General features: G+C 42.3%; 8 protein-coding genes. 3 read left to right on the top strand and 5 right to left on the bottom strand.

The genetic code is table 11. From position 1 onward, the window contains the following. The coding region (locus tag LHW48_07045) for a hypothetical protein (GenBank protein ID MCB5260213.1) at positions 1-276 on the top strand (276 nt) is incomplete at its 5' end. Between the two features lie 414 nt (positions 277-690). On the opposite strand, the gene LHW48_07040 is transcribed toward LHW48_07045, so the two are convergent. The 5 genes from LHW48_07040 to LHW48_07020 are packed head-to-tail and all read right to left on the bottom strand — an operon-like array spanning position 691 to position 4384. Continuing rightward, a complete protein-coding gene (locus LHW48_07040; GenBank protein ID MCB5260212.1) occupies positions 691-1701 on the bottom strand; it encodes a M14 family metallopeptidase in 1011 nt (336 codons plus the stop codon). Beyond that, complete coding sequence (locus tag LHW48_07035; GenBank protein ID MCB5260211.1) at positions 1698-2315, bottom strand: recombination regulator RecX; 618 nt, start codon at positions 2313-2315, stop codon at positions 1698-1700. Before LHW48_07035 ends, LHW48_07040 begins: the two co-directional genes overlap by 4 nt. After that, positions 2284-3339 (bottom strand): recombinase RecA, encoded by a 1056-nt coding sequence (gene recA, locus LHW48_07030; GenBank protein MCB5260210.1) that lies wholly within the window; start codon positions 3337-3339, stop codon positions 2284-2286. Before recA ends, LHW48_07035 begins: the two co-directional genes overlap by 32 nt. Continuing rightward, a complete protein-coding gene (thpR, locus tag LHW48_07025; protein ID MCB5260209.1) occupies positions 3339-3902 on the bottom strand; it encodes an RNA 2',3'-cyclic phosphodiesterase in 564 nt (187 codons plus the stop codon). Before thpR ends, recA begins: the two co-directional genes overlap by 1 nt. Next, a complete protein-coding gene (locus LHW48_07020; protein MCB5260208.1) occupies positions 3902-4384 on the bottom strand; it encodes an adenosine-specific kinase in 483 nt (160 codons plus the stop codon). The genes thpR and LHW48_07020 overlap by 1 nt, the downstream gene beginning before the upstream one ends. Before the next feature lie 229 nt (positions 4385-4613). Between LHW48_07020 and LHW48_07015 the strand changes: the two genes are divergently transcribed. Further along, positions 4614-5942 carry an oligosaccharide flippase family protein gene (locus tag LHW48_07015; GenBank protein ID MCB5260207.1) on the top strand — a complete coding sequence of 443 codons (1329 nt, stop codon included), beginning with the start codon at positions 4614-4616 and terminating at the stop codon, positions 5940-5942. Continuing rightward, positions 5932-6149, top strand: a 218-nt coding sequence (locus LHW48_07010) for a hypothetical protein (protein ID MCB5260206.1), incomplete at its 3' end; no start/stop codon positions are given. The genes LHW48_07015 and LHW48_07010, both read left to right, overlap by 11 nt.

Here is a 6149-nt window from a genome sequence, read left to right as displayed (position 1 = left end):
TGCCAAGCTCCGTTTGGCAGTGGCAGCGGAGCTGCCAGAAAGAAAAGCCCTTCGGTCTTTGTGGCAAACAGAGCTTGCCACCCCGATTTGCCACAACTTCTCCCGCATGTCTACGGAATTTTAACATGCACCACTTACCATTCTCAGTTAAAGTTCTCCGACGGCGCTTGGGTTGCTTCTCACTGGGCTGCCAAGCTCCGTTTGGCAGTGGCAGCGGAGCTGCCAGAAAGAAAAGCCCTTCGGTCTTTGTGGCAAACAGAGCTTGCCACCCCATGAGATCACCACTTGAAAATTTGGGTAAACCGTTCCACGAGCACAAGAACCCCATTGTTTCCAGCATATATTAGCGATAATTCCTCCTACCTTTATCTTGCTGATATAGCAGAATATCCGCTTAAACCTATGCTATTTATCCGCTAAGGAATGAGGGCAAAAGAAGGATTGTTAAGTGCAAAAAAACAGTGAGCAGCAGGTCTTTCTTAATCATGCTCCAGCAAAGATACATGCACAAGCAGCCAACAATATTATAATAATAGATCGTTGAATAATCGGGTCATAGGGCGGAGTCTCGTACTACAAGGATGGTGAGTGGGAATAGCTACGCTCAGAAAAAGCCCATCAAACCGAGATTTCGTGCATAAATAATCTACTTTATAATGGATTTGCAACTGTCTCAGCAATCGTTTGATCTTAAGTTGAGATTTTGCTCATGTAATCCAGCAATTTAACAAAAGCTTTCAAGTGTCGCTTATTTATGCTTTTAACCATTCTATCAGTAGGGTGGATAATGCTTTTTCCCTTTTGATCTACACCCCCAACTTCGATTAGCATGGCAGATGTTCCTACACTGTGGTAAAAGAAATTGCGTGCGTTTCCCACTTGAGACGAAATTCCGGTATGAATGGTGTATGTTCCGCTATGATAATCTCTTTCCACATTTTTTGCATACAGTTTTGCTTGTTTCTGAAGTAGAGAATACTTATCGGTTTCATCGCTTATGGCAGGAAGAAATATGCGCTCACTCAGTTCACCGGTTAGGGATGAATGGTAGAAAATGGCAAATTCGAAAAATACTCGTCTGCTAAGGGCAATAATTGCCTTTATTTCTTCTTCGGAGGCGGGGGCATCTCCTTTATAGAAAGAACTCATGTGGTCTATTTCCGGATCCAGATCCCAAAAAATGGGATAGTTACGGTTAAGGTCCACACCATCGCTGCGAATATCCAGTTTTCCATTGCCATCTGTATCGCGGTTATTTTTGCGTTTGATGCGGCTTTGTCCGGAGCTGACCAGTCGGTAACCCTCAGGATTGAGGGTTGGAACTATCCAGATGCTGTATTCATCCAATAGTGCATGTATGCTTTTGTTCTCGAAATATTCTCTACTGAGTTGCTCAATCATATACATGCTGATGGCAAGACCCAAAACTTCATCGGCATGGTGTTGACCAATAATGAGGATATTGCGTTTACCTTTCCCCAGTTCAGCGGCATAAATTGGTAGGTTTTCAGCGGTGCTAAAGCCAATTATGCGATGTTTCATCACTGCTGGATATTTGGCGGCAAGTTCGTTTAGATGTGGCAGAATATCATCAAAACGGGGATATGCGCTACTGAGCGGGTACTGGTTTGTGCCCACAAAAGCGCATGATGCCATTAACATTATGCTACACAGTGCAATAGCAGCACGCCAAAAATTCATGGTTTGCGAACATCCCGCCAGGCATCACTAATTTCATCCATGCAAAAACCTTTGCGGTAAAGAGATGTAAACACTTTTTGTTTGGCTTTTTGCGGTTCTTCATGGCGATATCTAACGAGAAGATTTGCTATCTGTTCTTCCAACAGTTCCTTTCGGAGAATGGGATCCTGCAAATTTTCCCAAAGCTCGTTGAAGATATCATCGGAAATCTTGTGTTCTTTAAGTTTGAAACGAATAGCGTTTTTGCTTTTACCACGTTCTAACATGCTTTGGATATAGATTTCGGCAAAACGTCGGTCGCTCAAATATCCTTTCATTTTAAGCAGTTTCAGGCATTTATGCACAATAGTGGGATGGAAGTGTTTATTTTGCAAGTAGATATGGCATTGATATTCGCTGTGTTCACTTTTTGCCAGATAATCTGTTATAAGCTTCCAAGCGCGCTTTTCCAGTTCAAGCTTTAGCTCAGTTTCCTGAGCGGGAGAGATTTCGGTTTCGGATTGGAAAGGAAAAAGGAAATGGAGGGTTCTTTGCGGCAGAACCCCCCACAACTCATCGTCAAAACTTATAAAGCTAAGCTGTTTATTCTTTGTCCAATACTTCAGAAGCATCATTATCCGAATTGCCAATAAATTGTTCGGGATTGACTTCAGCTTTTAGTTTCTCTTCAATCTCTTTTAGCAGTTCGGGGTTTTCATTTAGATATTGTTTAGTTTTATCGATGCCCTGACCCAGTTTGAGATCGTTGTATGCATACCAAGAGCCGCTTTTTTTAATTATCTCATTACTTGCTGCCATGTCGATTAGAATATCCAGGTAGGAGATGCCCTGACCAAAAATAATGGGGAATTCCACAGTTTTGAAAGGTGGAGCAAACTTGTTTTTCACTACTTTGACCTTTGTACGAGCGCCAATTACTTGAGTATCGCCACCGGTTTCTTTTATGGCTCCGGCATAACGCACTTCTAAGCGTAGAGAAGAATAGAATTTTAGGGCTACTCCTCCAGTGGTTGTTTCGGGGTTTACAAAGGCGGGAGCGCCAATCTTTATGCGGGTTTGATTGATGAAAATTACCGCAGTGTTGCTTTTGGAGACAATGGCAGTAAGTTTACGCAAAGCTTGACTCATTAAACGGGCTTGTAATCCTACATGGCTATCTCCCATATTCCCCTCAATTTCCTGACGGGGGACCAGTGCTGCCACCGAATCTACAATAACTAAATCAACTGCAGAACTGCGTACTAAGGTTTCGGTTACTTCCAAAGCTTGTTCGCCGCCATCGGGTTGAGAAAGCAGCATGTTATCTGTCTGTACTCCCAGTCGCTTGGCATAAGCTACATCCAAGGCGTGTTCTGCATCTACAAACGCCACAATGCCATTTTGTTTTTGGCATTCTGCTGCTATGTGTAGCGAGAGAGTGGTTTTTCCGCTGGCTTCTGCACCGTAAATTTCGGTTATTCTGCCTCTGGGAATGCCACCAATACCCAGAGCTATATCCAAGTTGAAAGCTCCAGTGGGAATTATATCCACAGTCTTGATGGGCTTATCGCCCAAACGCATCAAGGTGCCAACTCCAAACTTCTTTTCCAATTGAGAAATGGCAGTTTTTAGGGCTGCATCTTTGTTTTTATCGAGCATTATTCCTCCGTCTTTATTAGATCATATTGTTCAATTACTTCATATTTTGGTCCATCGGGTCTGAGCAAACTCTTGTATAAGCTCAAAGTGTTCCAAGCAAGATATTGACTGCTTATCTTGTAGCTAAGAGCAGCCCGCTCAAATTCTGGACTTTGCTGGCTCTTAATTCTGCCTAGCGTTACATGCAATTTCAGGGCTTTGGCATCGGCCTCTATACCCAGGGCTCGCAAACTGGAAAGGGTCTGTCGGTTCAAGGCTTTCAATACGCTCTCATCCCCTCCCAGCTTTAACCATATTAGGCGGGGAAAGCGGTATGGATATAGCTCTATACCCTCAGCGGCGAGAATTGGGCTGGAATAGCGTTGTACCTGTTTGGCAACCAACTTTTTAAGCTCAATGAGTCTATGTTCGGCTACTTCGCCAATAAAATTCACGGTTAGATGGAGGTTTTCCGGCTTAACCCAGTTAATTCCGCTGTGTTTGATACCTTGCAGATATCTTAGCGCATCCAGCAATTCTTTCTTTACAAGAGAAGGAGGCTCAAGAGCGATAAATAAACGCATTAACGCTTGTATCCAATATCTAAAAGAAACTTCTTGCGGTGAGTAATGTCGGTATCCAATTCTACACCCTTGGGTGAGGCGCCATCTATTACACCTAGTATTCCGCAACCCTGCTCACTTTGAGCAACGATCACTTGTACCGGGTTTGCCGTTGCACAAAAGATATTTACTACTTCGCGGCAGGCTTTGATTGCCGGTAACACATTGATGGGGAAGGCATCTTTCATGATAATCAAAAAACTGTGTCCTGTCCTAAGTTTGTGCATGTTTTGCACTGCGATCTCAATAAGCCCGTTATCTGTACCGTCTTTACGGATTAAGCAGGGACCGGATGCTTCACAAAAAGCCAAACCAAACTGGATGCCGGGAACACTGTTTACCATTGCTTCGTATAAGTCTTCAACAGTTTTTATGAAGTGACTTTGTCCCAAAATGATGTTGCAATCTTCAGGAAAGCTAAGTTGTAGATTTTTGAGTTCCATTAGGTACCTCACGTGCCATATAATGATTTCACAATAAAAATAGTTCATAGGCTTGTCAAGCCAAAAAGCACATTGGCCATCTTGACTTCATTTGTAAAGACCTTGATGGCGATTGCATAGAACAATATTGTTGACATCAAGAAGGAGCTAAAAAAGATGCATTTATGGATACGAAAGATTCTATAAGCATCAAAACAAAACAGAATGCGATGAATTCTGGGATTTGTCAATGGCAGCGATAAATCTGAAAAAAAACATCCTGATGAGCGGTGGTTTTAGGATTATCATCCTTATCTTGGGTTTTTGTTTCAGCTTGGTTACGGCTCGCTACCTTGGCGTGGAGTTGAAAGGGAAGCTAAGCTATCTTATTACCATTGGCGGGTTTGCTTGGGTGATCCTTGATTTTGGGCTGTATCGAAGCTATCCATATCTGATCCGGAAGCATCCTGATAAAATTCCCAGTTTGTTCGCATGGGCAATACTCTGCTTCTTAGTTGAAACATTGTTGTTAGTCCTACTATGTGTGGGTTTTACAGATTTCTGGAACAGCTTATTGGGATCATCATTCAGCATGGCAAGCCTGCTATTGCTGGTGTGTTTTATAACCATGACTAAGGCATTAATGCAGCTTCAGGGCTTGTATCTGGGGATGGATAAAGTATTCGATAGTTCGCTTGCATACATGCTCAATTCCATGATTTGCCTGGCAATTGTGTTGAGTGGGTATCTGCTGATCTCCGGCGCCGAAAAACTTGAATTGGCAATGTTGGCGATGGTAATAGGTTTATCAATTAGCATCCTGTATCTTATTGTTAAAAATAAGTGGGGCAATCCATTAAAAGTATTTGATTGGAAATTCATATATCATTCCTATGGTTTTGGCTTTAGAGTTTTCCTTTCCTCGATGTTTATCCTACTGCTGCTGAAAGTAGATATTGTTTTCGTGAAAAAAATGCTTGGATTCAGTGAGGTAGGCATCTATTCAATAGCTTCTCATATCGTGGATTTGCTACAGATGGCTTCCAACCTCGTAGGCAGTTTGCTGCTTGTTAGATTGTCCGATACAGATAATGAGGTGGAGAAATGGCAGGTCATGAAGAAGATGCTGATGGTATTTTTTGTATTGTTAAGCTTGGCCAATATCGGATTTGTGGTTGCAGGTAAGTTCATTTTGAGCACTATGTTCGGAAAACAGTTTGTCCCAGTGTATTATGTCTATTTTTGGTTGATGCCGGCAACATACGGGTTAAGCTTTGGTTCCTTGTTTAATAACTATCTGAACAGCAAAGGCTTTCCGATAATAAGCATTATACTGCCTGCCATCGCTCTGCTCCTTAATTTAGCATTGAACTACGCTTTGATTCCGTTGATGGGAATCTATGGGGCAGCTTTATCTACAAGTATTGCCTATTTTATGTGGTTTATACTGATAATTGCCTATGAAGAAAAAATTACTAAGGGGAGAATGTTGGCTTATTTAATACCCAAGTCTCAGGATTGGAGGCAGTTATGGAAGCTAAGCTTGGAGACGCTGAGGATCCGCAAAAATGCAGAGTAAAACCGAGATGAGGGGAATGGCTACTGCAACAGAAATGGATATTCTTATTGTACACACATGGGGAATAGGAGATTTAATTATGCTTACACCCGTGTTGAATGTGGTTCACAAACTGCATCCGCGGGTAAAAATTCATTTTCTATTCTTTCCCAAAGCAGCGGCAATACCGGTTATAAATGCCCAGTATGTGGGCAAAATACGCTATAG

Source organism: Candidatus Cloacimonadota bacterium (assembly GCA_020532355.1).
Lineage (GTDB): Bacteria > Cloacimonadota > Cloacimonadia > Cloacimonadales > Cloacimonadaceae > UBA5456.
Note: the sequence above shows the minus strand (reverse complement) of the source record. Positions and strands in the feature narration are given on the sequence as shown.

Coding starts and splice junctions, on each gene's coding strand:
- LHW48_07035 (MCB5260211.1), bottom strand. CDS start 2,315: ATGATGCTTCTGAAGTATTGGACAAAGAATAAACAGCTTAGCTTTATA.
- LHW48_07040 (MCB5260212.1), bottom strand. CDS start 1,701: ATGAATTTTTGGCGTGCTGCTATTGCACTGTGTAGCATAATGTTAATG.
- LHW48_07015 (MCB5260207.1), top strand. CDS start 4,614: ATGGCAGCGATAAATCTGAAAAAAAACATCCTGATGAGCGGTGGTTTT.
- recA (MCB5260210.1), bottom strand. CDS start 3,339: ATGCTCGATAAAAACAAAGATGCAGCCCTAAAAACTGCCATTTCTCAA.
- LHW48_07020 (MCB5260208.1), bottom strand. CDS start 4,384: ATGGAACTCAAAAATCTACAACTTAGCTTTCCTGAAGATTGCAACATC.
- thpR (MCB5260209.1), bottom strand. CDS start 3,902: ATGCGTTTATTTATCGCTCTTGAGCCTCCTTCTCTTGTAAAGAAAGAA.